Origin of the sequence: Mastigocladopsis repens PCC 10914, assembly GCF_000315565.1 — a bacterium.
Lineage (GTDB): Bacteria > Cyanobacteriota > Cyanobacteriia > Cyanobacteriales > Nostocaceae > Mastigocladopsis > Mastigocladopsis repens.
Genome location: NZ_JH992900.1, coordinates 353,337 through 378,280 on the forward strand (window position 1 = coordinate 353,337; position 24,944 = coordinate 378,280).

Genomic DNA, 24,944 nt, shown 5'->3' on the forward strand with positions numbered 1-24,944 from the left:
ACAAATTTGACAGGTATGACGCTACAAGCTAACAATGCCCCGCCTTAATGCAACGATCACAGCCTGAGTGCGATCCTCCACGCCCAGCTTACTTAAAATATGATTGACATGAAAATTGACCGTGCGTTCAGTAATATGTAGAGCCTTGCTAATGGCTTGGGTGCTCTTGCCTGTTGTAATGAGTTGAAGCACCTCTAACTCGCGATCGCTCAATTCTGGACTCGCCATGCGCTCTAAGAGTTTGGCACCTACTTGGGGTGGAATATGCTTCTGTCCTTTGTAAACGGCGCGAATGGCGGACAGTAATTCTTCTGGATCGGCATCCTTGAGTAAATACCCTTTGGCACCTGAGCGCAATCCTTGATAAATTTCTTCATCGCCGTCGTAGGTCGTCAACACGATGATCCGAGCAGTAGGAAACTCGGCGCAGATGGCAGTAATGGCAGCGACTCCATCCATCTGTGGCATTCGCAAGTCCATCAAAGTCACATCTGGTTGCTGTTGACGAAAGACGGCGAGTGCCTCACGACCATTCTCAGCTTGTCCAACTACAAGAATATCTGGCGCTTCTTCCAGCATCGCAACCAAGCCCTGACGCACAACAGGGTGATCGTCTACAACCAGAATACGAATGGTATTGGGTTGGCTCATGATGGCTTTTCCTGATTCACGGACACCACGATTTCTGTCCCTTGTCCGGGGGTACTCTGGATCTGGAGCTGTGCCCCAATGCGATCGGCACGTTCTGCCATCCCCAATAAACCAAAACCATTGTGACTAGAATCACGATCAATGGTAAATCCCTGTCCATTGTCCTTAATTCGTAATATGCACTGCATGGATTGATAGATTAGTTCAACGCGAATTTCAGTTGCCTTAGCATACTTGAGTGCATTAGTCAATGCTTCCTGTCCAATCCTAAGCAGATTATTCTCCACCTCACAGGGGAGCGGATAGGGGATACCGATGGCTTCACATATAATTATCGTACCAGTGGATGATTCTAGCTGGGTTGTTAGATGCTTGAAAGCGCTGAGCAAATCATTATTTTCCAATAAGTATGGACGGCGCAGCGCCTCTACAGAGCGGCGTGCCTCTGTGAGTCCAGTTCGGGCTAAGTTCTGTACTTGAGCTAGGTAAGCCTGAGCTTTTTCTGGGTCTACCGTTATCTTGCGTTCAGCAGATCTAGCGTGAATGATAATGCCGGTGAAGGACTGTGCCAGCGTATCGTGAATTTCTCGCGCCATGCGGTTGCGTTCTTCCAGAATTGAGGCGGCTTCGGCGCGTTTGCGTTCACGCAGTGCAGCGTTTCGCTGCTCGCTAATGTCGAGAATTACACCCAGCATTCGCACAGGTTGTCCAGTTTGGTTATAAATACCTTGACCTCGACCCACTAACCAGTGAATACTGCCATTCGGGTATATCACTCGATATTCAGCTTCATAGTCGGTGCGGTTTTCCAGAGCTTCCACAATAGCTTGCTCAACTCGCTCGATGTCTTCTGGATGAACCCGCTCACGCCACGTCTGATAGCTACTCTCAATTTCACTAGGTACCAACCCTAGCAGTCGGGCATGGTTATCGTTCCACTCCATTGTATTCTCCACAATATTCCAGTTCCAACTGCCAATATGGGTGAAGTCCATCGTCAGCCTGCGTTGTTCTTCACTCTGCCGCAGGGCGTTTTCAACTCGCTGACGCTCTTGAATCTCCTGAGAAAGGAGCAAAGTCCGCTCAGCTACTTGTTGTTCCAACGTTTGGTGGTAATCGGCGAGCAGTTTCTCTGCTTGTTTACGCTCGGTGATATCTTGAAAGGCTGCGATCGCATATGCTACATTGCCCTGTTCATCAAAGATAGGAGTTCCCCAAATCTCGACTGGAATGGTTGCGTTGTTTTGGTGAATTTCCAGATCATCAATCGTGGTGCGTTCACCACTTAACGCCCGGATGATTGGCAAGTTCTCAGTTGGATAGTTTTGATCTGTTCCCGCCAGATAAAATTGATAAACCTCTGGAATTTGATCTGGTGCCACAGAAGGATCAATCCCTTTACCCATTAGCTGAATTCCCCGTTGATTGACGTAGTAAACGCGACCTGCCGCATCCAATACTCCAATTCCTACCGGGACAGCTTCTAGAAATTGTTTCATTCTACTTTCGCTCTTCCGTAGCTTTGAGTAGAGCCTGGCATTTTCAATGGCGATCGCTGCCTGGGATGATAACAGATGTAAAACTTGCGTTTGCGTAGCGTCTCCTAATGCCTCCGGCACGCTTGCGCGAACGGAGAATCGCTCTGGTGTAAATGCCCCAGTTATTAATTGATTTTCTAGATACAACACACCAACGAGCTTACTCTGATTTAATAGCGGTAAACAGACAAGTGATTGAATTTGGTTCTGTTGAATGTAGGGGTCATTGATAAAATTACCTTCACGAGTTGCATTACTTAAAATGACAGACTCATGCGTTCGGATTACATATTGAATAATTGGTTCAGATAAGCGACCTGCTGTTGGAAACGATTGCAGCACTTGTGTAGCATAAACATTTTCACTATCATTGAGTTCACAAGCAGCTTCAATTACCCATTCTCCATCGTTTTCCAAAAGCAAACATCCAGTTTGTGCGCCAGCATTCTCGATTAATATCTGCATTAAGGAACGGAGCAACTGGTCTAGTTCAATTTCACTCGAAATCGCTTGGGACGCTTTCATTACCGTTGCCAAATCGAAAGCGATGTGTGAGGTATTAGAGGTAGTTTTAAAAGTTTTGGGGCTTGTCGTATCAGCTATGCCTAACGACTTAGGAAAGAACTGTGGATAGCGAGTTTCTAAATCGTTGACTTTTGCAGTGGCTCCCCAGCGTTCATAGCAGTAGTGAGCTTCTTTCATGTATGTTTGAGCAAACTTTTCCCGACCCCGCAATAGGTAAAATTTGGCAGCTAATTCATAGGCTAACGCTTCTTCTTGAAGGTACTCATTGTCTCTGGCACCTTGAATTGCTTGCTCGTAAAACTCTTCTGCCTCAAGCAACTGTCCCAAAACTCGTGCTTTCTCTGCCTCGATTAAATGATATTTATGCAAACGATTCATCGGCGCATGATGTGCCCACTGCCTCATTTTTTCCTGATTAATCGCAACTCTTTGAAGGATTTCCTTCTGCACTTGAGCACTGCTTCCGGGGTATATTGCCAGTCTTGCCAGAGCATCATAGAGGTAATACAAAGCCTCAAGGGATGTGCCTGTGATTCGGATCAAATAATTTTCCGCTCTAGTTGAGTTTTCAACTGCTTGGAAATACTCATAAAAGAGGTAGCACAGGAAAAGTTTGTTGAAATAAACATCGAAGATTGCGATTCCATCATTGGCGGCTTCGTGTTGTGGCAGTCCATTCTCCTCATTGTAGAGTTCGCCAACGAGACGGGATGGATTGACCGAGCATCCCATCAAATTTGCGATCGCCTGCTGGTAAGTTTGATGCCAAGCTAATACGGTTTCCTGTTTAATTTGACGGATTGCATCACTATAAGTTATTAGGTTGTGTTCAAGTTCCACGAGTTCCTTTCCGATGAAAAAGGACTCAGAGCAGTAAACATGAGCACAATAGCCAGCAAACTCTAAATCTCCAGTTTCTAGCCCACTTTGATAGGCTTCTAGCAATGGCTTCAATGCCTTTCTAATATGTTCTTTCCAGTGAATGATGCAATTATGCACAATGAACAGTGTTCTGGCTCTAATTGAATGGGTATGAGGCTGCGACAATAGCCTCAAAGCAAGCTGCCCAAACTCATAGCCAGACTCAATATTCCCGACCCTACCACAGAGAATCATCCCGAAGATGGCATAAGCAAAGGGAGACACAAATGCATTGCCATACTGGATTGACAAGTTAACTTGTTTAAATGCAAGGAGCGGCATCAAATTAGGAGCCGCAATGTAGGCGGTGATTGTGATCCCCGATAGGATTCGCATTGCCGCTAACTGGTTCGGTTCAGTCATTTTGGGCAAATGGATGAGATCCCCGATCGCCTTCTCCCTCAAAAGGGATGTGATTGTGTCGAGTTCAAGCTGAATATCTACCTGATTTGGCGCTTCGGGAAAACAGATCCCCAGTTGCTGCAAAACTTGCAACGCAGTATTGATCGCTTCTAATAGCTGATTCTGTGCGATGTAAGTTTGAATTCTGACTTCGTAAACTTTTACGGTCTCGAGAACTGTTTTAGCTTTTTGTAGAACGATTTCTGCCCAACATTCTACCTGCTCAAAATCGCCACATAAGTAGCAAACTTCTGTAGTTTCTAAAGCTAACTCTAAGGTTAGGTCATAGTTGGTTTGCCAGCTAGAAGCTGCCAGCCAAACTCTTGCTGTAGCTAAATATTTTTTCGCCACACTATAGGCGATCGCCCTTTTTGCTTTCTGAGCTGCGATTAAATTTAAGAAAGCGATTTCATTTCGTTCTGATTGATCGCTCTCCAGCTCAATCCCATGATTAAGATGATCAACAATTTCAAACAGCCGCTCTGATAGTCGCGCGCTCAAAGTTTTTTCGAGTAGATTGCGACCAATTTGAAGATGAACAACTTGTTTCTGGGACTCATCGATTAAGGCATATGCTGCTTGCTGCACGCGATCGTGCAAGAACTTATATTCTTGAATCAACAAGTCCTCGTCTAATTCAGACAAGGGTTGAATGAATCCAGCTTGTATCGCTGCCAATAAATTTAGAGAAACCGCTTTAGGGGATTGCTCACAAACGATCGCTAACGTATCTAAATTAAACTCGGCACCGACACAAGCGGCTAAGCGGAGAATTTGCTGTGTCTTCTCTGGTAGTTTCTTCAACTTGATTAGCAGCAACTCCACCACATTATCGGTGATATCTTGGGCTTGAATCTGAGCAATTTTCCATTGCCAGATTAAGTGTTGTGCATCAAAGGTCAATAGATTTTCGCTATGCAGCATTCGCAAAAATTCGGCGACGAAGAAGGGATTGCCTTCAGTTTTACGCAGCACCAACTGGGCTAAGGAATGAACGGTGTCTGCATCCCGATGCAGCGTTTCGGCAATCAACTGACTTAACGGCAAGAGCGTTAAGGGGGCTAGAACAATCTCCTGAAGCACTGCCCTCCCTTTTCGCAATCGCGAGAGCGTTAATGCCAAGGGATGTGTTGAATTGACCTCATTATCTCGATAAGCCCCAATCAAGAATAGAAATTGGGTTTGCTCATCGAGCAGCATCAGCTCGATTAACGTAAGCGTTGCTGAGTCTATCCACTGCAAATCATCTAAGAAGATAACAAGCGGGTGTGACTGAGAACAAAACACCCGCACAAACTTCTGAAAGATTAAATTAAAGCGATTTTGAGCTTCAGTTGCTCCAACTTCTGGTACGGGCGGCTGCTTGCCAATAATGAGTTCTACTTCGGGAATCACATCAATGATGAGTTGTCCATTGCTGCCTAATGCCGTGAGTAAGCGCGATCGCCAATGTTTCAACTGCTCGTCTGGTTCACCCAGCAGTTGTTGCACCAATTTTTGCAGGGCATGGGCGATCGCGCTGTAGGGAATATTGCGCCCTAATTGGTCAAATTTACCCCAGATAAAATAGCCGCGCTTTGCTGTGATCGGTTTATAGAGTTCCTGCACTAACGCTGATTTGCCAACTCCAGAGTAGCCAGAAACCAGCATCATTTCGACGTTAAATTGAGGATTTTCTATGCTTTCCTTTGGTCGGTGGGCTTTGCCAACATTCCCCATTCTTGCTACTCTTTCAAACGCCGCCAATAATGCTGCAATCTCCGGTTCGCGTCCATACAGTTTTTGGGGAATTTGAAACTGATCCGAAACGTCTTGCAGACCTAATTGAATGCAATCAATTTGCCCTGTTTCTATGAGTTGGTTAGCACAGCGTTCTAAATCCGCTTTGATGCCCCAGGCACTCTGATAACGATCTTCTGCATTTTTCGCCATCAGTTTCAGAATGATATCTGAAACAGGTTTGGGAATCGTTGCATTCAGTTCATACGGGGGAACAGGCGGTTTGGCAATATGACAATGAACTAGTTCAAGGATGTCCGTTGTGGGAAACGGCAACTGTCCAGTGAGCAGTTCGTAGAACGTCACACCGAGCGAGTAAAAATCGGTGCGGTAATCGAGCAAACGGTTCATTCGCCCTGTTTGCTCTGGAGACAGGTAGGCGAGGGTTCCTTCTAAAACATGAGGGCTTTTGAAAGTCGGATTCGTGCGGTTAAACCCAGTAGCAATCCCAAAGTCAATAATTTTGACAACGCCAGTATCCGGATTGAGGACGATGTTTCCAGGGTTGATATCCTTATGAATGACATTGGCTGCATGGATTTTGCCCAGAATATCTGTGAGGTCGATGGCAAGAGGTAGAAATGTGGATAAGGGCATCGGGCAGAAGTCTAGGCGCTTGTGCATCCATTGCTCTAGGGACTCTCCGCCAAAGTCTTCTAAAAGAATAACAAGCGTGCGTTGATAATCCTGCTGACTGTATGCCTTAACAACTCCTTGGATGTTGAGGGAACGAGTAATTTGATATTCTTGTCTGTAGCGAGTCAGTTCTTGAGGAGAGGGATAATCTTGCTTGAGCATTTTTACGACGAGCGCTTGCTCATCTTGCACTCTGATGCCCCGATACACCAGAGATGCTGAACTCTCATAGATTTTGCTTTGGATGGCAACTCCAGATAGGGCAATCATAGAACTCTTTCCTGATGAGCATCATGAGCCGTGTCAGCTATTATCCCACATTGTGCAAGTGCGCTCGTGAATGCATATTTTTAAAAATCAGTGCCGAAAAGTTTTTCACAAACCTCATTCGCCCTTGATTTCCTATTGCTCACACCATCTACCTTTCAAGTACCTATAGTCTGGATGGACGCGCATAGCGATTGCCTACGGCACTGCGCAGAGCGCAATCGCCGCCCTTGCGTGCCAAAAGTATTGCTGTAGTCGTGATAGAAAGCCCAAATAAAATCGCCTGAAATCTTTATTATTTTTTTAACTTTCAAAATATATTAAAAGTCTGGTTATGGCGGCGAAATATTGACACTTCCCATAACTAAATACTTATTAAATCCTGGAAGGAGTTAACACCAATTTCGGACAGTTTTTACTTTGCGTGCTGGACAGATTTTGCCTAAAGTCACTCAAGCAGGTGAAACCGCTTGCTTATGATTACGGTCAAAACGGACGGTTAACGATGGTTGAGCATTACAGCAAGACACTTTACCTATAGCATGATTCCTATGACCGCCTGACAACTGTAGAAAATGAGACTAATGGTGCTGCGCATCTGGACGTAAAACATTCCCATCAAATACAACTGTTACCATGCGTGTTCATAACTTGCTATTTTTATAGAAACATTCGCACTTATGGCATCCAGAAGGGGGCAAGCCAAAATAAAGACATTTTGTTGTAGCAGATATTTCAAGGGAGTGGAAAAAACTGCTTTGAGCAAATAACCGCCGCTTTTTATTCCCGTTCTGCGGTGAACCAAGTCAGTGCAGAACGTGCAATCCCTGTAGGAACAGTATGAAAACTATTAAACTCTTGATAAACTACATCGTAGTTAGCACGTTGCAGTTGCGGCACAATTTTACAACTGCAGCGGTCAATTGGCAAGACATTGTCCCACTTCCCGTGTGAGATAAAGATTTGCGGCTCCCCATGCTGCTTTTTTGGTGCCATGAACCCGGGCGAGAACGCAATGACGTGGGAAAACAAGTCGCCGTTAGTGATGCCGACACTAAGCGCATAAGAAGCACCGTCAGAAAAACCTTCAACCGCGATCTGTGCAGGGTCTACAGCGTAGCGACTGAATGTCTGCATTAATGCAGAGTCTATGAAGGCAATATCGCTCCCGTACTCACCATACAACTGCCGAAACGTCAGGCAGCGAAATTACTTTGCAGGGAACGTTGTTGGCATTGCTCATGAACAAGTCAGTTAGAGTAAGGTTTGCAATGTCAATCTTGCCTGCGGTAAATGCGTTAAGCTGATCGGCTAGCGTCTGAAACCAGGTAATTTCTGTATTTACACCACTCGCCTTGAGAAACCCTTTATCCTCGGCGATCTGCCAGGGAATTGCGCCCGGCCACAAACTAAATCCCAAGCGAATTGGCTGACCGGATTGCTGTGAAGCAGAGGTTAGATTTGCTTGAGGTCGGTTACAGCTCACTGCAAGCACAGCGGTCATCGTAGATAAAATAGATGAACGAATAAATGAACGACGGGACGATACAGTCATAGGCTTTCCCTCTGAAAACGCGAGTTAACTCTGCCCTTTTAAATTTTTTAACAACAAATGACAACCACATGAGAAGGGATTGCTTAATTTGACACTTCCCGGATTCGCGATGCCAAGTAACGATAAAAAAGCAAAATAGGCATTTCAAGGTGACTAAGCGGACCAGGCGAGTAGGTCGAAGAGCGTAACCCTTGTTGTACTGCTGTACAAACCTCCATGTCCTCTATGTGGAAAAGCTTCAACCCCTCGATCTCACGTTCAAGTATCTGCTCGTAGTCATCTGCTTGCTTACTCTCGGGAGTGACCAGAAGCGGATACCGTTGGCGAAATATTACTTAACATAAAAACGGAGAGTTTACGGTGTATTACATGATAAAGAGAGCTACACTCCACCATGTAATACACGGTAACAAAAAATGAACTTAGCTGCCTCAATTATCAATAAACTAGAAGAAATACCTTTGGAGGCAGTATATGTGCTTACATCCGGAAAAAATTCCTCCTGTTCCCAATGAAACGGTACGTGTAGCCAAAGCCGCGTTTCCCAAAGGTAATTTATATATGCGATTGCGTGATGAACTTGGGGTATTTTATCAGGATGAAGATTTCGCATCGCTTTATCCACAACGCGGTCAACCTGCACTTGCACCTTGGCGTTTGGCAATGGTACTGGTGATGCAATATTTAGAAAATCTTTCAGACAGGCAAGCAGCCCAAGCAGTGCAAGGACGGATTGATTGGAAATATGCTTTGTCGTTGGAGTTAACAGATCCAGGTTTTGACTTTAGTATTTTAAGCGAATTCCGTGATCGATTGATCTCAGGTGGTATTGAGCAGCAAATACTAGACAAGATGCTGTTGAGATTTCAGGAACTCAAACTGCTGTCAGCAAGAGGAAAACAGCGCACTGACTCAACTCATATACTAGCGGTGGTCAGAGAGTTAACAAGACTGGAACATCTGGGAGAAACCCTGCGGTATACTTTAAATGCTGTGGCAGAAATAGCACCCACCTGGCTGAAGTCATTGGCTCCCCCCGAATGGTATGACCGCTATAGCAAACGCTTTGAAGATTCCCGACTACCCAGAACGGCTCCAGAACGAGAAGCTTTGGCTGTGACAATTGGGGCTGATGGCTTTGATTTACTTGATGCTATCTATTCTCAAACAGCACCCGTTGAATTGCGACAACTGCCAGCCGTAGAAGTTTTGCGTCAGGTCTGGTTACAGCAATACTATGCACCAACAGAGAAAATTCAGTTACGCAATGAAAAAGATGGCCCGCCTTCGGCACTACGAATTCGCTCACCCTACGACTTAGAAGCGCGTAATAGTACTAAGCGCACTACCAACTGGACAGGGTACAAAGTGCATCTAACAGAAAGTTGTGATGAAAATTTACCTCATATCATTACTCATGTAGAATCTACTCCTGCTACAAGTCAAGACCAAACGGTTGTTCCCTCAATTCATCAAGCTCTGGAGCAGAAAGACCTTTTACCTCAACAGCATTTGGTTGATCAAGGGTATACTTCTTCCCAATTGCTTTCTAGCTCACAGCGAGACTATAACATTGATTTGTTCGGGCCAGTAGCCCTCAACGTTGGATGGCAAGCAAAAGCAGGTCTTGGATTTGATTTATCTCATTTTAAAATAGATTGGGAGCATAAAGCCGTATATTGTCCTCAAGGTAAGCGTAGTTACCTTTGGAAAAAGAATAAAGACGTTTATGGAAAACCCGTAATTTACGTCGAGTTTCGGCAGCGTGATTGTTTAGCGTGTCCGGTTCGGTCTCAATGCACTCGTGCAAAAACAAACCCTCGTGGGTTAACCATACAGGTGCAATCCGATTACGAAGCTCTTCAAAAAGCCAGGGAACGACAAAAAACTGAACAGTTTCAAAAACAGTATGGGCTGCGCTCAGGTATTGAAGGAACTATCTCTCAAGGAATCCGAGCATTTGAAATGCGCGACTGCCGTTATATTGGGCTAGCTAAAACTCACTTACAGCATATCCTGACGGCAGCCGCTATCAATCTAGGTCGAGTTTTCGCTTGGTTGGAGGAGATACCACGGGCTAAAACTCGCTCCTCACACTTTGCGCTTCTGGCAGAACCAAACATTTAAATCCTACGAAATAATCTGTTGCTTTTTCCGTGTATTACTCGGTGAGAGACCTGGTTTTCAGGTTAAACTAAGACGGTGTCATACACGGAAGTTGGGATGCTAAAACGAGATATTCAGGGGAAATTTGCTCTCAAGAATGAAGATTATCGTCTAGTTCGTTCATTGAGATTAACTGATGAAACCTGGAAGGCTATTGGTATTGCTTCTGAATGCTTAGGCTTAACCAGGGCTGATTATTTAGAACACATTACTAGGCATAAGAATCTACCGAGTATTACACGGTTAGACTCAGAAAATTTCACTCAGACTCGACCAGAAAACGAACCTCCTCCGTGTAATACACGACAAGAGGATTTTCATCAAACATCTAATCCCGTTATTACAGAACAGTCTATTGCTCTGCCAATGGTTGCAGAACTTGAAATTTTACGTGACCGTGTTTTGTCTGAACTGAAGTTAGGTAAACAAGCACCTGGGTATAAAACTGCTCAAAAAGCTCTCAATCGTTTCATTGTTGAACTGACCCGTTCAGTTTAGATGTTTTGGGAATTCGCCAACGGTATCAGAAGCGTAGTGCGAAGGGTTATTTTGTCTGGACCTTCAGGCAAAATGAAAAACCAGTAGACCCGATCCGGCCCTACTAATACCATAAAATCAGGTTCGCCCAGATACACCGTATATTCGTAATAATCTTCAGCTTTGAGCGTGTCAGGCGGCTTAAAATCAACTGTTGCCTTGCCAGCCTTAGCTTGCTCCACAATCTGCTTAGCCAGTGGCAGGTGAAGAACCAAGTAGTTGGGCGTTTCAGGCTCAATCCATGAACCTACTGCGGGCATTATCGCCTCGAATGTTTCGGGGTGAGCGCCGAGCTGGTGGTACGCTTCTATAAAATTCTCGACCAGCACCTTCCAATTGAAATTGCAGTCCCATTGAAGATCCGCAACCATCTCCATCTGGGCGATATTCCACCGTTCCAGATACGGCAACAATCCAGTGTAATGAACGCTCACAGGCTCCAAGTTGGGATCGAATGTAATGAAGATGAAACCCTCCCAAATTTCTGTGCGAAAGTTATGGAGACAAATTTCCTTGCGGTTAAAGCCTTCGCTCTTTTGCATCTCAGGAGCACCTACCAGTTGACCATTCAAGTCGAAGGACCAGTTGTGATAGCGGCAGACGAAACTGCGACGATTTCCTTTAGGTGGGTGTCCATATGCCTGTGGCATAATATCCATCGCTCGGTGGGGACACACACGAGAGAGGACGCGCACTTTTCCATCCTTGCTACGAACAACGACCATCGGTTCGTTTAACAGATTTATGTTGAAGTAGTCACCTGGGTTGGGCAACTGCGAAACATGCCCAACACAAAGCCACTGCTTCTTAAAGATATGCTCGACCTCCCAGTTGTAGAAGTCAGCGTCTATATATGCGCTAGGGGGCAAAGCAACTGCATTTTCAATAGTTTGCTCAGCAGCGTTAAGGATGCTACGTTGAGTTCTACTTAAACGGTCTTCGTTGGTGGTTTTAAAAGTGTGTGCATCCATAATTATTAATTGTCTTGATGTGTTAGAGAAGACAAGTACCTGTAAGGTTATAACTCAACTCAGAAGTTGAGTTCTGTCAGTTCGGATTATACTTCAGAAGGTATTACCTTTAAATTTAAGGGCAACAAATACCTTGTACCTGCTGCTTGCCCTCATCGAGGAGGTAAACTGTATTGCGGTTTAATTAATGAAAAAAATGGAACTATAACTTGTCCTTTGCACTTCTCAAAATTTGAGATAACCTCAGGTAAACTTTTATCAGGTCCAAGCTCTGCTTCTCTGGAAATTATCGAAATAGCTCAAGATTAAAGGTAAGATTCAAGACAACCATGTTGAGATAAACTATATCGTTTTTTAGTAATTCTTTCAAGAAACACATTCCGTAGCGTTAGAAATAGGGATGAGTTCTAAGCTAAAAGCTTGAGCTTTTTTCTTTAGGTTTTTCAGCGTGCGCTCTCGATATTGTTGCTCGTAAGCATCTATACCAGGGTCAGTGTAGCGATCGCCAGATGTCCAAAGGCATTGGACTTTGGACAAAAAAGACTTGTTCACGGGTATTATGCGCGAACACAAAATGATTAATCTTATTTATAGTTTTTTATAGTTTTCCGCCTCTTTTATAAAATCTGCTAACCCTACTAGAGACTTAAGTAGGTTAAGTAATATAAAAATTTATGCTCTTTGGTGATATTACTTATTTGTGTTGGGACGAAAATTGTCAGAAAAACTTATTAATTTCGCTTGCTTTAGCTCGGACAGAAAAAAGGATAGCCACCAGACCCAAACAAATAGTAATATCAACGACAAAGTATCTTTGGGGAAATACTGAGAGAGCGATTTTTTTCGGGGGAGATGGGCAAGAATTAACCAAGGGGTTTAAATATTAATCATCCCAAAGCCCTTGAAACTTGGTAGATGGCGTAAATAGAAGGTTCGTGCAACCAGGGGCAACCTTGTAAAGTTCTGTAAAAATTACTCTTTTTTTAGCCTTAATTGATAAGAGATACTAATCATATATTTGCCTAGTTTGCTTTCTTTTAGGCAATGTTTTTCAGTTTCGAGACGGAGCGATAATACTTTGAAACAGACACTTCCAGGTACTCCAAGCTCCGTTTTAGGCAAAGTTCTTTTACTGTCTATGCGCTAGAAAAAGTATTTGTGCAACAAATCTATTCATGAGTGCGGTTAAATCTCGTATCAATCCCTGTAACTGTTGCTGTATAAGGTTTATAGCCATAGGTTGCCCCTGGTTGCACGAACCTTCTATTTACGCCGACAAGCCGCTTCGCCCGAGCTAAGTTTCGATCAAGATCATCTACATTTAGGTTGAAATCCAAAAAGACAGATCCTACCGATACGGACATTTTGCGTCTCCCAGATTTGCAAGAATAGATCGCATATCCCTCCCATGAGACTCACAAAGAATTTCAAATCCTTCAAGCATCAGACTCTGAGTTTCAAAGATTGCTAAACATTCACCTCTGAAGCATTTTTCGAGTAAAAATGAAATTCTGTATTCGTCGAGATTGGCTGTCTTGAGTAATCCTAGAGTTACAAGTTTGACTTTAGGGTTTGGCTGCACGCAAAACCCGTAAAGGGCGGCTGAGACGAGATCGTATTCATCGCTTTCTCGTTCTAATTGCACGAGGGACTTTGCTCGCGGGTGGACAAAATCTTGAAGGTTTGGGCTTCTTGACATAGTATCGTATGCTGAGTGAACGAGACTATTCATTTTACGCGCTGAACCATCAGACGTGTTTTTTGATGCACATTTTGACCAATTTTTGATCGCGAATCACAAATGACTTGACAACGCCCCCGACTTGCCCAATTTTCGCCTCTAAAACCACAGCGCTTTGAAAATCCGGATCTTTGAGCCAGGTTTTGAGGGAAGAGACCGAGATGTTCAGTCTACGCGCAATCTCGCTCAGGGTGTGACCTTGAGCGAGGAGAGCGATCGCTCGCCGTTTTTCTAGTTTTTTTGTCATTTTTCTATCATTTTTCTAGTTTTTTTGTCAGTGCTACGGAATCCCCACCCCGGCAAGCTTGTAGGGCGCGACTTGCGTTATTCTAGACTGTTCGACCCTCAAAACCAAACTGCTTAAAAGCTGTTTGATGGCAAGGCTTTGCAGTTCCTCACTTTGGTGGAACTGCCAGCAATCTAAGGTTTTCTGAGGTTTATTATCAACACCCTGGTATCAAGACAGTCATGCTGCCACGACTGCCTCGTCCACCAACTGTGCCAACCAATCTTTTAGCAGCGCCCGCTGGGCAGGGTTGACCCGTCGGCTCGCCTGCCGGAGTGCTTCTCGCGGGAAGAGGGCGCGCAGGTCAGCGAGCATACTGAAATCTTCGCACGCCTCCAGGAATTCGGCGATCGCTTCAAGGTTGTCCGCGCTCAGCCACTCGGGCGTCGCGGGATCTGGGCAAATAGGCATTGAGCCGGGATAGCTGCATATTCGGAAATTAGGGCTGACAACAATTGTCCTATCTAGCTTTGGTAATTTGTTACTTATTTGTACTTAAAGCCGTTAAAGATAACAAAAAATTAAGCATTGAGAGCCGCTATTTCCGTTTTCGTCTGTATCTCGGCTCAATGCCTTATTAGTAACCAGAATGTCATTACGCGATGGCGGCAGCCACTCCTACGGAGTATCGCGCAACAGCACCAATCAAAGCATCAATTTCCCCCGTTGGTTTACCAATCTGTCTGAGTTCGCTTTGAATCTTACCAAATTCTACAGCCGCATCTAAGTCAAATGGTTCAACTGTTAGCAGTTGAGTTAACTGTGCTAATATTTCTAAATTCTTTTCAACTTGCTGCGAGGGGTAGTGTTACGGAAGACACTGTTGGCGAATTCGGGAAACGCTTATGTAGAGAGGATGGCTTGAGGAGTAAAGCGATGAAGTTGTCTGACCTCAAGCCATGTATTACATAACCAAAAATGCCCCTGATAGTTGCTGCCAAATTTTTGAATGTCAACCGAACTGAAATATTTTGTTTTCTAAAAACTAACCATGTAACACCACGGGGGCTGAATTATTCGATTTGGCTTGGGCTAACGAGAGCGCGGCTTGCTTGGTGTGTGAACAGTGCGGTTACATTCATTGGTTTCGGGCAAAGGGGCTGATAGAGGAATTACCTTAAAACGAGGGTTCCCAGAGTTTCAATTTCATCAGAATATCTCAAATCGTCGGTAAGGAAAGCTGCTAGGCTTGTCAATTGTCTAAGATCATCTAGATACCTCGTTCAATGGAATAGCAGTAGTTATGAGGAAATCCCGGCTCTCGGTTGCGGTGCGTTACTTAGTAGTGGGTATGTGGCTAGGTTTTTTCAGCCTCGATGGGGCGACTGCTCAGATCCCCTCATTGACATTACCTCTGTTGCTTGCCCAAAACCCACAGCAGTCTAGCAACACTCCCCGTCCTAACACTGCCTCACAAACAACTAAATTTGAATCTTCTTTTTCGCTATCCTCCATCGCCCCAGCTTGTCCGTTTCCGCCCTTACCAATGTCAACAGCCGCAGCCAAATCCCTATTTGGATTTGGATTATCTGCACAAATCACTACTGACCCTGTAAAACCAACCTTTTCTACAGCTGTACCAAGTGAGCGCTTCGCTGTACCAACGGATGAGCGCTCCGCTGCGACTGTGAGTGACTTGGTAAGAGCGGGAAAACTAGTGAAAGCTCTGCAAGTTGCCCAAAAAATTAAGGATGTTTCTCTCAAGAACGAGGCATTAAGGAAAATAGCCAGTGCTTACAAGTCAGCAGGGCAACTCAATCAAGCTTTTCAGGTTGCAAAGAGCATAATAGAGCCGTCGCAGTCAAACATCTCATTGAGAGATAATGCGTTGTCGGAAATAGTCCAAGCCTATGCACAAGCAGGGCAACTGGATCAAGCCCTTCAGGTTGCAGAAATCATGGGCGAAGGATTCAAATTCAGTACTTTACTGGATATCGCTGAAAAGTATCGAATAGCCGGACAATCGGTTCGCGCTGCTTCTATCATAGAACAGGCGGATGCAGTTTATAGAACAGCGAGCAAACCTAACTCAACTAACCTTTTGGCTAATCCGCGTTTCAAAATTTTTATTTTGCCTAGGCTTATCGATAAGTATGTAGCTGTGGGACAAAAACAGAAAGCCGTTGAGTTATCGTCTGAATTGTTTGAGTTTATTAAAACGCTACCACAGCAGAATTATATGACGCTTACTAATTTGTCTGGTATTGCTGAAATCTACGAAGGAGCAGGACAAAGCGACAAAGCTGGTGAAGTTCTTGATTATTCGTTATTAGCTGTTAAAAACATTAAGGAGACATTTGTCAAAGCCCAAGCCTTAGCTCAAATTGCCAACGTTTATGCACAGCTAAAATACTCGGCTCGCGCTAGTGAAGTTTTATCACAGGCGCTCGCTTTGGCTAAACCAGATAAGGAAGTTTCATCAAAAAATATTGTTATGATTACCGTCGCCCGTGGCTATGCGGTGTTAGAGCAATACGACAAAGCTCTTGAGATTACTAAAGCTGTAGAGCCAGTCTCACTGGGTGACCAAGTAAAACAGGCCATAACCTGTTCAAAACAAGCAAAGTAGTTGAAACAGTGGCTAAGAGGTATTGAGCCGAGATGTGTGTAATTTCCGGCAAGATGGACTGTAAACCGCTATCCTGTGTGGGTTTGAAAAATTGCTACATCAAAGTCAAAAAAAGCCGTTATTTGGCGTAGATATAGCGAAGCTGTCACCAGGACCAAGATAGCCTGAAAGTACTGCTGTCGGTATACCTATAATCTTGCCGCGACTGGAACCATAATGTTGCCGCTACTGAGGCTGTAATGCTCATTATTTCGTGAGGCGATCGCGGGACATTTCGACCCAGCAGTCTCCCGACAACTAAGGCAACTAGCACTAGAGCAAGACACAACTGTTCAAGGTTTGTTGGCTGAAGCTTTGAATGACTTGTTTGAGAAGTACGGCAAAAAGCCGATAGCTTAAGGTTCACTAGCAGACAGCGTCCGGGAGCTTATGTCTTCTATCATCATTGGCAGAATGGTTCCTCTATTCAAATTCGACATTTTTTAACGAATTTTGGAAATTTTCTTCTGGCTCCTGTTAGTTCAGGGTCAGCTTGGGGAATAATAAGGGTTTATGCAATTGTATGTAATTTTTGTATTTTTATGTGACATATGAGGAAATTCCTCATATGTCACTTGATGCTACAGGAGTTACAAAAATCGAACTGCAAACATTGAGAGATTAGTACCGCTGTAGATGGCGAAAATAGAAGGTTCGTGTCACCAGGTGCAGCCTTGTAAAGTTTTGTAAAAATGACCGATTTTTTCGGGTTAATTGATAAGAAATACAAATGATAACTTTGCCTAGTTTGTCTCCTTTTAGGCAAAGTACAATGCAAATATAGACCTCAGCATGAGGACTTGACCCATGCTATTTAGCACTATCCAACTTCCATTTTCGGCAAAGATATTTTCTCAAAATACTCCCCCGTCGAAAAAATCATCTCAGAAGGAAAGAGAATATCTGCGGACATCAGAAGTCAACGCCATGATTGGTGCTGCTCAAAAAGTAGGTCGTCATGGTGTTAGAGATGGAGCAATTATTTTATTGATGTTTCGTCACGGACTAAGAACTGCCGAATTGGTTGCTCTGAAATGGTCGCAGATAGATTTAGTAGGAGGTTATTATAGAGATACATCGTGTCAAAAATGGTCATGACAGCATTCATCCTCTGCGTTCTCCCGAATTGAGAGCTTTGCGTCAAATTCAAAGAGATTACCCCGATTCGAGTTACGTTTTCGTATCCGAGCGCAAAGCACCTCTATCAACCCGTTCAATCCGTCATATCATAGCCAGAGCTGGAGAAATTGCTCAAATCGCTTGGACAGTTCATCCTCATCAACTACGCCATGCTTGTGGCTACTATTTAGCGGCCCAAGGTCATGATACCAGAGCAATTCAAGACTATTTAGGACATAAGAATATACACCACACAGTTCGTTATACTCAAATGTCACCTCAAAGATTTGAAAAGTTCTGGAGAGATTAAGCAACCAGTTGTTGTGTCAAACCAGCAATTCTCTCTTTGAGATCAAGCTTAAATGTACCATAAGGATTTACATGACTGAAAATTAAAGGAGTAATTGCTCTAAAATCAACTTCAGTTAACTTTTGCTGCCAATGTTTCTGCTCCAGAACACTCTGAATCATCAAAGTATTCACATAGACCAAACATATCTGCAATAGGTGCAAAGATAAAACCGATAATTCCTGACTTTCCAAGCGATTAGAAGCAAACTCTCCACCCTTACCGTAGAAGATAAAATCATTAACTCCATTCCACCTTTCTACTACATTTAATCCTTCATTAACTTCTCGCCGGACTTCTGTTGAGTCAAGGTACTGACACAAGAAAATCGTTTTTATTACCCGACCTAATTCCAATAATGCCAGATAAGTAGGATGTTTAAAGGGATTTTTGCTAAAACGTTTGGAAGACTTAAAGCCTGATAGTAGACTTGACGGTGTTGTTCAAAATCAGTAGGTAAATCATGATCTGGATTACCATAACGAGATGCTCCTACTACCCAAATTTCTTTACAACTGAGTCTTTCTCTCAGAGCTTGTAAAACGCTAATTTCGTAATTAATCCGGTTGATTCTGTCTTTGCCATCAGAATCTTTTTCTAAGAGAATTTCTTTCCAACCACTTTTGAGGACTCCATCAATTGGTATAGTTTCTCCGTTGTCATAATATCGGGATTTACTTTGAGCATATTTTTTTAGTAGCTCTAATGCCTGAATGACAGGGCGATGAATATCATTATTAGAACAAAATTCTAAGACTTCTAATAGTTGAGGAATCAGCCGTCGATAGTGACTAGCAAAAGAAGAACGCATTACAGTATGTACTCTTTGACGATAAGCTGTACCAGTTGCTTTATATTCAGCTACTAAATCTCTAAGAGTTTTCTGAGAAACTACAGGATATATAACTTTTTCAATAACTCCCGAAGGTTCAGCTACAGCTACTTCAGCAATGCGAAATAAAATATTAGTTTTTCCGGTTACTTCTTGAAAGTCCGAGACTAATTCTTTGTTGATCCGTCTTTCCGCTCTTGTCCCAATTCGTTGAATAATCGACATTAGTAATTCGATGAGATTATCAGTAATCTCTTGAGCGCGTTGAACACAAAACGCTGCCATCAGAGTATAGCGAATCGCTGGGGGATGTTGTCGTAAAAGGTAGGGAGTTTCTGTAGCTGCCCGATGACGGTAGGTTTTAATTAGTTTGGGTGATATTCCTTCAAATAAGTCAAGGGATAAACCAATACTGCGAATCTGTTTGAGTTTTTCGATTTCAGTTAAGAAACTTTCTAAGCCCACAGGTCCTGGATCTGTTTTGATAAAGGCAAACTCGGAAGTTTTTAGCTTCACAGAATCTTGTTTCTCTTCTGTATTCAAAGAATGTTCTGTGGTTAAGAGAATATCAATTTCAGCACGAGTTTCTTTTGATAGCCCAGAAAGTGTATGGTAGCAGAAGTCACTTTCATACTGACTGATAGCACTACGAATCAAACGCTCAATCCTTCCTGATGTGGGCGGTTCGATTTGCAATTCTCTCCATCTTTGATAGACACTTTCAACGAGTGATTCAAACTTTTGTTCGTGAGGTAATACTTCTTTAATGAGCCAGTCGCTCATTGCTACTGAATCTTGGACGGTAGCTACTCTAAAATTAAATAAACGACGAATTTCAACCCGATAAACTTTTGCGGTTCGTCCTTGCCAATCATAATCTGAGTATGAGCTTTCAGGAATTTTAAGTTGATTTGCTATGTAAGAGATAATAATTTGAGGAATAGACGATTTTTCATCAGGAAAACAGGTAAAAATCCGAAAATGTTTTAAGAACAAAGCAAACCCAATCTGATTACCGCCGACTTTGTTTCTGACTAATTCTAATTCCGTTGGCAGAAGTGTCCAGTTTTCAATTAATTCTTCTGTATCCCAATTTGGTTTGACCATTCATCTTCTTCCCATCGTTTGAAAGCCTGAGTATTTCTCAAGCGAGTGTATGAGAAAAGATTGTTGCACTATGAGAAATTAATCAACAATACAGACTTTAGGTTATTTGTCAAATACCTAAAAAAATATATATTTAGAAAAATTATGAATTAGGGGCAAAAAGGGAGCTAATAGAGAAAAGTTGTTCAGAGGCTAAAATCCATATATATCAAGTGTTATAGCCACAGGCTGCACCTGATGACACGAACCTTCTATTTTCGCCGGCAAGCGTAAACACGACGACGAACGGCAAAGGTGTGACGACCGATATCAAATTACTGGAAGTTGTAGAGAATTCCGAATCGCTTGAATTACCGCAGACAGTAGACAAACCAGCTAAAAAAACACGCAGGGCTGCTGTTGTGCAAAACAAGTCGGTGACAGTTGACCTAGATCTGGATGCTGGTAGCAGTCGATGCAAGTTTGTGGTTAATGGTTGGGCAGGAAGTTATCCTAGTGTCTTCAAAGAAGTTTCAGGAGAGTTGCCATCTGGTATTTCTGGCTGTTTTTCGCTAGGAAGCAAGAACTATGCTGCTGGACGTGTGACCAGTTCGCTTAACGGAACGCTGACAGAAGCATTCCGAGATAACAAAGTCCGATTCCTCCATATCTGGCTTTTGGGAGCATTGACTAACTGCCCCGACTTGTTATCAGATATTGGTGAGAGCAGGAAGTACAAAGGTAAACCAGCGCGATTAAAAATCACGCTTCGTCTACTGTCTCTTTCTTCTAGCAAAAAGAATGACATCGCCAAGACCTTGCAAGGTATTAAGACTTTTACCTGGGAAGGAACTGTTTTTGAAATCGAGATTGTAAATACGGATAGTTGTCTTTATCCAGAAGGATACGGCAGTGCTTGCCTTGCAAGTGCCATGCTCTTGCAAGGCAGTGTTAGTACACAAGAATTTTGCGTAATTGACCTTGGCGGCGGGACATTGACTTTTAGTACCTATCAAGTTGGCAAGAAACCACGGGCAGTAGAGCAAACACCAGGCAGTGGCAACGGAATAAAAGCAATTATTGAGCGATTAAGTATCGCATTATCTCGCACAGACCGAGGCGGAATCCAGTTCAAAAAAGAAAACCTGGAGTCGGCATTGCAAAATTCAAAGCCAGATGAGAAAGGAGGTCATTCGGTCAAGTACCGTCACGGGCAAGAAAGTCTAGAGATAGGCGACATTGTCACCCACGCCCTCAGTGAGTGGGTTGCAGAAATGCCTATTGTGGAAAGCTTGCTCACTAAAGTCTCCCAAGCGCTGCTGAACGGGACACCAGTGTTCGCTTGTGGTGGAGGATTCGCAGTTACTGTAATTGCTGATTGGCTGAGGGCTTATGTTTGCGCGGATATTGAAAATCCTCAATTCCTGGTACTAGAAAATCCGCAAAACATCAATTTAACGGGATTGCGTTATCTGAATCCCCAAAGTCAAAAGCACTGGGGCGACAGCTAGTCATCCAGTGCCTTAACTCCGTAAATCCATACAGGAAAGGAATCTCTGCTATCATGTCACGTTTCCTCCAACGCCGTGAGTACCGTGATGACCATGTACCGGGGTACATATACTTAATGCGTGCCAAAGGGTATCACGGACTAGTCCCTGGTTGTTATCTTCAGCGTTGCAAGATTGGCTTATCTCGAAATCCTGAAGCACGTTTACAAACATTCATAGACAACCAACCACCATGTGACATTGAAATTATCAAGACTATCTATGTTGAGGACATGGAATTTGTAGAAACTACACTGCACCAAAGATTTAAGCATTGCAATGTCAGGCTAGTTAAAAGTCGTGAATGGTTTGATTTGAACCCTTGGCAGTACGCAATGGTGCTTTGGGCATTTAGCCGCTACGAGTCGCGGCGATTGAGCTTTGAGAATATACCCGTTCGGGTGGTTGTGGGTGGGCTGGTGGCGTTGTTAGGGATGGGGATGCTAGTAGGGCAATCCATGAGGGAGCCACAGGTACAGCCAAGCGTAGAAGCAATACCAGGACAGCGTTAGAGCGGGATTACTTATCAGAGTAGGCTTCTAGAAAAAACAGAAAATGAAAATATCGTAACGCGTTATTGACATTACATAACGCGTTATGATACTATATAACTAGTTAAGGAGGGGATGAGATGAGCAAGGCGTTACAAGAAAAGATAGAAGAATTATTTCAAGCGACAAAAGACCTTATGAGCCTTGAGGAGATTAAGCCACATTGCGATCGCTTCAATGAATGGCTGAATGAACAGAACTACAGCGAAGCAACGCTAGGGACTAAGTTTAGTGCTTATGGCTTTTACAAGAAATTCAAAAATCTGGACTTGAAACCAGGGGAGAACGCTGAAGTAATTGCTAAACACGATGCTGAAGGTAACGTCAAGGGACATGAACTAAAGCACTATGTACCCTTGCTATGTGGTTTGAATAAGCAGCAGTGGGACGAGCGGAATCAAAGCACGCGAGTAATTGACCGTCTTGAGAACAGCACAGAAATTGACCCCGACAGCTATCTGGAAGTGACTGGGAAGTTGTTAGCCAGCGACGACCCTCATGAGTTGGCTGTTGGCTTGATTGCCGCAACCGGACGACGACCCCACGAGATTATTGCCCGTGCTAAGTTCGCTGCTATTAAAGATAAACCTTATCACGTGAAGTTCGAGGGGCAAGGCAAAAAGCGCGGTGACAAACCAGTATTTGAGATTGCTACACTCTTTCCTGCCGACTACGTAATCAAAGCTTTAGCTAGGTTACGCAAGGAATCTAGCACCCAATCATTACTCCAAGAGGTCGCGAAAGGCTCTCCTAGCATTACCAAGCAGAATATAGAGATTGATAACCGCCGTGGTCAGTCGTTGCGCCGTGTTGTTCGGACTTACTTCGGAGATAAAGGACAAAAAACACCAGTACTCGCTTTCCGTTACGGTGACGACCAAGATAATAACAAAGCATTAAGGGCTGCTTACGCCGTGTTAGCTACAGAGCGTGATTGCCATGGCTCGTATGGAGCAAAGATTTTATATGCCTCTAGAATCCTTGGTCATTTCACACCACAAATTCAAGATGACAGGGTACTAGGAAAGCTCGCTACGTCAGCAGGTTACAGCGACTATTACGTTACTAAGCCAGTGAGGTTTGTTGAAGTGGATGTAGAGAAACTAGCTAATGTCAAAGCATCGGTCTCAGATTTAGAAAAAGTTAAGGAACTACAAAAGCTTTGGGGGTTCCCTGGTCAAAAAGAAGTCGTTCATCGGTTACTACAATCCATGGACCATATCCAATCGCTGGAGCGCCGATTGGTTGAGTCTCAGCAGAAGATTGTTCACTTGCAGGAAGTGATAACTGTTTACGAAAAACAGGTAGTAGAGTTACAGCAACAAAATCAGCGACTTAAAGAGGAGTCACAAGTAATGAGCCAGCAACCACAAATTACACCCGTATCTGAAGCTTCTACTGTTGAAAGCACAGGCGTCCCAAGTGAAAGCCGTATCGACAAGCTGGAAGCGCAAACGGCACGACTAGAACAGATGATGCAGCAGATGATGGAGATGATGAGTTCTGGCGCGGCAACCGCAACCAAACCACAAGAGGAAGTGGCAACAGTACCACAAGAAAAACCTGAGACAGGTCGCAAGTTACCCGAACCTAAGCCCGAAATAGATTGGGGGGGTATCTCAAACGAGCAATTGAGAAACATGAAAGCACCAGGCGCGGTGGAGGAAAAAATTTATCGGGCGTTTCGTGCGATCGCCGACTACAACGACAACGCACCAAGCAACAATGACCGTTGGTACATTGGCAGTGTTACCTTGAGTTCAGTATCAGGTTGTAACAGGCAAGCTGTAGGGGATTGGGTCAAAACACATCAGTTAACTGTTGACGACCATAACAACAAGTACGCGCTAGGGCAGTACCACAACAAGCGTCATAAGGGAGTTGAGATTACGGATTTGGTCAAGTTGTGGGAATAGCGATTGCTTGCCCTAAGTACGGCAACAGAGATCGCCATCGGTTATTATTAATCTTTGTAGCAGGCGTTGCACTATGCAACGCCTGTTCTCATGTTTTAAAAGTTATCTATCGTCATCCCTATCCCGATGCTGCCACCAAGCAATAATTAGAGGTGTTACGGCTACTAGTAGACTTGGGGCTAATGCCAGATAGTCATAAGCCGTTTGCGAATAAGGTGGTTGTGGAGTGGGTGGATAGCTAGATGGAATCTCAACTTGTTCGCTGGTTGAATTTATCTTAGTATTGTCTATCATTGTCTTGTTTTTGAAACGACAAAGTTTGCCAGATTTGAATAGCAGTCAAGTCTGGACTAAATGGGTAGCAATGGCAGGTGTTACACGATATAACATTTGCCATTGCTTTTTACTTTTAATTGCTACAGATTACTACGAACTTATAGACAGAAGAATCAGAGTTTAGCGTTAATTCTCGGTATTTTTGGTGTTTTTATTAAACTTCTTTGAACCAAAAGCTAGCTCAAAGATACTTTTTGGCTATGTACAGTTTTTTTGAACAATTAAAAATTACAATAATAAAATTAAGTTATATTTGGAAATTAAATAAATTAGGGGAGCGCGTACAGTTGACAAATATAATATTATACCCATAGCTACACTAAGCCGTTGCATAGTTTTTCCTAACACCACGAAAAGTCCGTCGCCAGCGTTAAGAAATACATGAGTCCGTAGCCAGCCCTCGACAAGCGGAGGCTGGCTACGGTGTTAGTAGATTTAGTAGATATAGATATCAGATGAACTGGAGATGTTATTAGAGTTCCCCGGTCGGTAGCCAGTGTTGGTAGCCAGCCTTCCCACTCATATTATACCATTTCACGAAAAGCCTGATACAAATAAAGCATCAAGAATAAAATCCCAACCTGTAATAGAAGCAACGATTGATGTGTTTAATTGTTCCAAT

The 24,944-nt window shown here is 43.6% G+C and carries 21 protein-coding genes and 4 pseudogenes; 10 read left to right on the forward strand and 15 right to left on the reverse strand.

Annotated elements, in window-relative coordinates; translation table 11 throughout:
- Positions 1–21 precede the first annotated feature (21 nt).
- The 5 genes from MAS10914_RS0101970 to MAS10914_RS36535 all read right to left on the reverse strand — a co-directional run bounded on the left by MAS10914_RS0101970 (position 22) and on the right by MAS10914_RS36535 (position 8,606).
- The gene (locus tag MAS10914_RS0101970; RefSeq protein ID WP_017314221.1) at positions 22–651 is read right to left on the reverse strand and encodes a response regulator transcription factor; all 630 of its coding nucleotides are present in this window, start codon (positions 649–651) and stop codon (positions 22–24) included.
- Positions 648–6,722 (reverse strand): AAA family ATPase, encoded by a 6,075-nt coding sequence (locus MAS10914_RS0101975; protein ID WP_026082277.1) that lies wholly within the window; start codon positions 6,720–6,722, stop codon positions 648–650. Before MAS10914_RS0101975 ends, MAS10914_RS0101970 begins: the two co-directional genes overlap by 4 nt.
- A 777-nt stretch (positions 6,723–7,499) precedes the next feature.
- The gene (locus MAS10914_RS29375; protein ID WP_017314222.1) at positions 7,500–7,856 is read right to left on the reverse strand and encodes an alpha/beta hydrolase; all 357 of its coding nucleotides are present in this window, start codon (positions 7,854–7,856) and stop codon (positions 7,500–7,502) included.
- 37 nt (positions 7,857–7,893) lie between these two features.
- On the reverse strand, positions 7,894–8,274 hold the full coding sequence (locus MAS10914_RS0101985; RefSeq protein WP_026082278.1) for a type 2 periplasmic-binding domain-containing protein: 381 nt from the start codon (positions 8,272–8,274) through the stop codon (positions 7,894–7,896).
- 83 nt (positions 8,275–8,357) lie between these two features.
- Positions 8,358–8,606 carry an SRPBCC family protein gene (locus MAS10914_RS36535; RefSeq protein WP_084786307.1) on the reverse strand — a complete coding sequence of 83 codons (249 nt, stop codon included), beginning with the start codon at positions 8,604–8,606 and terminating at the stop codon, positions 8,358–8,360.
- A 142-nt stretch (positions 8,607–8,748) separates the two neighbouring features.
- Between MAS10914_RS36535 and MAS10914_RS0101990 the strand changes: the two genes are divergently transcribed.
- Together MAS10914_RS0101990 and MAS10914_RS0101995 are read left to right on the forward strand one after the other, a co-directional pair.
- Positions 8,749–10,401 (forward strand): IS1182 family transposase, encoded by a 1,653-nt coding sequence (locus tag MAS10914_RS0101990; RefSeq protein ID WP_017313974.1) that lies wholly within the window; start codon positions 8,749–8,751, stop codon positions 10,399–10,401.
- A gap of 96 nt (positions 10,402–10,497) precedes the next feature.
- The gene (locus MAS10914_RS0101995; RefSeq protein ID WP_017313973.1) at positions 10,498–10,938 is read left to right on the forward strand and encodes a hypothetical protein; all 441 of its coding nucleotides are present in this window, start codon (positions 10,498–10,500) and stop codon (positions 10,936–10,938) included.
- On the opposite strand, the gene MAS10914_RS0102000 is transcribed toward MAS10914_RS0101995, so the two are convergent.
- Entirely contained in the window at positions 10,935–11,948 is a 1,014-nt protein-coding gene (locus tag MAS10914_RS0102000; protein ID WP_017314224.1) for an aromatic ring-hydroxylating oxygenase subunit alpha, read from the reverse strand. The genes MAS10914_RS0101995 and MAS10914_RS0102000 overlap by 4 nt on opposite strands.
- A 66-nt stretch (positions 11,949–12,014) precedes the next feature.
- On the opposite strand from MAS10914_RS0102000, the gene MAS10914_RS36540 reads away from it, so the two are divergent.
- Complete coding sequence (locus tag MAS10914_RS36540) at positions 12,015–12,257, forward strand: Rieske (2Fe-2S) protein (RefSeq protein ID WP_071599785.1); 243 nt, start codon at positions 12,015–12,017, stop codon at positions 12,255–12,257.
- Between the two features lie 57 nt (positions 12,258–12,314).
- Here MAS10914_RS36540 and MAS10914_RS33830 read toward each other — a convergent pair whose 3' ends face one another.
- From MAS10914_RS33830 to MAS10914_RS36545, 5 genes and pseudogenes are all read right to left on the reverse strand, one after another.
- Entirely contained in the window at positions 12,315–12,500 is a 186-nt protein-coding gene (locus MAS10914_RS33830; RefSeq protein WP_232224081.1) for a hypothetical protein, read from the reverse strand.
- A gap of 617 nt (positions 12,501–13,117) precedes the next feature.
- Positions 13,118–13,312: a hypothetical protein gene (locus tag MAS10914_RS33835; protein ID WP_156818068.1), complete on the reverse strand. Its 195-nt coding sequence runs from the start codon at positions 13,310–13,312 to the stop codon at positions 13,118–13,120.
- Between the two features lie 384 nt (positions 13,313–13,696).
- Complete coding sequence (locus tag MAS10914_RS0102015) at positions 13,697–13,936, reverse strand: helix-turn-helix domain-containing protein (protein WP_017314227.1); 240 nt, start codon at positions 13,934–13,936, stop codon at positions 13,697–13,699.
- A 219-nt stretch (positions 13,937–14,155) separates the two neighbouring features.
- A complete protein-coding gene (locus MAS10914_RS0102020) occupies positions 14,156–14,386 on the reverse strand; it encodes a hypothetical protein (RefSeq protein WP_017314228.1) in 231 nt (76 codons plus the stop codon).
- 217 nt (positions 14,387–14,603) lie between these two features.
- A pseudogene (locus MAS10914_RS36545) lies at positions 14,604–14,780 on the reverse strand (type II toxin-antitoxin system VapC family toxin); the annotation flags it as partial.
- A gap of 438 nt (positions 14,781–15,218) precedes the next feature.
- On the opposite strand from MAS10914_RS36545, the gene MAS10914_RS0102025 reads away from it, so the two are divergent.
- The 4 genes from MAS10914_RS0102025 to MAS10914_RS36360 all read left to right on the forward strand — a co-directional run bounded on the left by MAS10914_RS0102025 (position 15,219) and on the right by MAS10914_RS36360 (position 18,012).
- The gene (locus MAS10914_RS0102025) at positions 15,219–16,544 is read left to right on the forward strand and encodes a tetratricopeptide repeat protein (protein ID WP_017314229.1); all 1,326 of its coding nucleotides are present in this window, start codon (positions 15,219–15,221) and stop codon (positions 16,542–16,544) included.
- A gap of 261 nt (positions 16,545–16,805) precedes the next feature.
- Entirely contained in the window at positions 16,806–16,943 is a 138-nt protein-coding gene (locus MAS10914_RS36550; RefSeq protein WP_408605848.1) for a ribbon-helix-helix domain-containing protein, read from the forward strand.
- 447 nt (positions 16,944–17,390) lie between these two features.
- Positions 17,391–17,681: a tyrosine-type recombinase/integrase gene (locus MAS10914_RS36355; RefSeq protein WP_332248787.1), complete on the forward strand. Its 291-nt coding sequence runs from the start codon at positions 17,391–17,393 to the stop codon at positions 17,679–17,681.
- Positions 17,682–17,709: 28 nt separating this feature from the next.
- Positions 17,710–18,012, forward strand: a complete 303-nt coding sequence (locus MAS10914_RS36360; protein WP_332248788.1) for a tyrosine-type recombinase/integrase — start codon at positions 17,710–17,712, stop codon at positions 18,010–18,012.
- Here MAS10914_RS36360 and MAS10914_RS36555 read toward each other — a convergent pair.
- From MAS10914_RS36555 to MAS10914_RS36565, 3 pseudogenes are all read right to left on the reverse strand, one after another.
- Positions 18,009–18,455: pseudogene (locus MAS10914_RS36555) on the reverse strand (Tn3 family transposase); the annotation flags it as partial. The gene MAS10914_RS36360 and the pseudogene MAS10914_RS36555 overlap by 4 nt on opposite strands.
- Positions 18,452–19,057, reverse strand: a pseudogene (locus tag MAS10914_RS36560) (Tn3 family transposase); the annotation flags it as partial. The pseudogenes MAS10914_RS36560 and MAS10914_RS36555, both read right to left, overlap by 4 nt.
- A 480-nt stretch (positions 19,058–19,537) precedes the next feature.
- Positions 19,538–19,990: pseudogene (locus MAS10914_RS36565) on the reverse strand (DUF4158 domain-containing protein); the annotation flags it as partial.
- A gap of 296 nt (positions 19,991–20,286) precedes the next feature.
- Here MAS10914_RS36565 and MAS10914_RS0102045 point away from each other — a divergent pair.
- The 3 genes from MAS10914_RS0102045 to MAS10914_RS0102055 all read left to right on the forward strand — a co-directional run bounded on the left by MAS10914_RS0102045 (position 20,287) and on the right by MAS10914_RS0102055 (position 23,986).
- On the forward strand, positions 20,287–21,480 hold the full coding sequence (locus MAS10914_RS0102045) for an acetate and sugar kinases/Hsc70/actin family protein (RefSeq protein ID WP_017314232.1): 1,194 nt from the start codon (positions 20,287–20,289) through the stop codon (positions 21,478–21,480).
- A 53-nt stretch (positions 21,481–21,533) separates the two neighbouring features.
- A complete protein-coding gene (locus tag MAS10914_RS0102050; RefSeq protein WP_017314233.1) occupies positions 21,534–22,031 on the forward strand; it encodes a GIY-YIG nuclease family protein in 498 nt (165 codons plus the stop codon).
- Positions 22,032–22,150: 119 nt separating this feature from the next.
- Positions 22,151–23,986, forward strand: a complete 1,836-nt coding sequence (locus MAS10914_RS0102055; protein ID WP_017314234.1) for a protelomerase family protein — start codon at positions 22,151–22,153, stop codon at positions 23,984–23,986.
- 102 nt (positions 23,987–24,088) lie between these two features.
- Here MAS10914_RS0102055 and MAS10914_RS33845 read toward each other — a convergent pair whose 3' ends face one another.
- Positions 24,089–24,280, reverse strand: a complete 192-nt coding sequence (locus MAS10914_RS33845) for a hypothetical protein (protein WP_156818069.1) — start codon at positions 24,278–24,280, stop codon at positions 24,089–24,091.
- Positions 24,281–24,944: the final 664 nt, after the last annotated feature.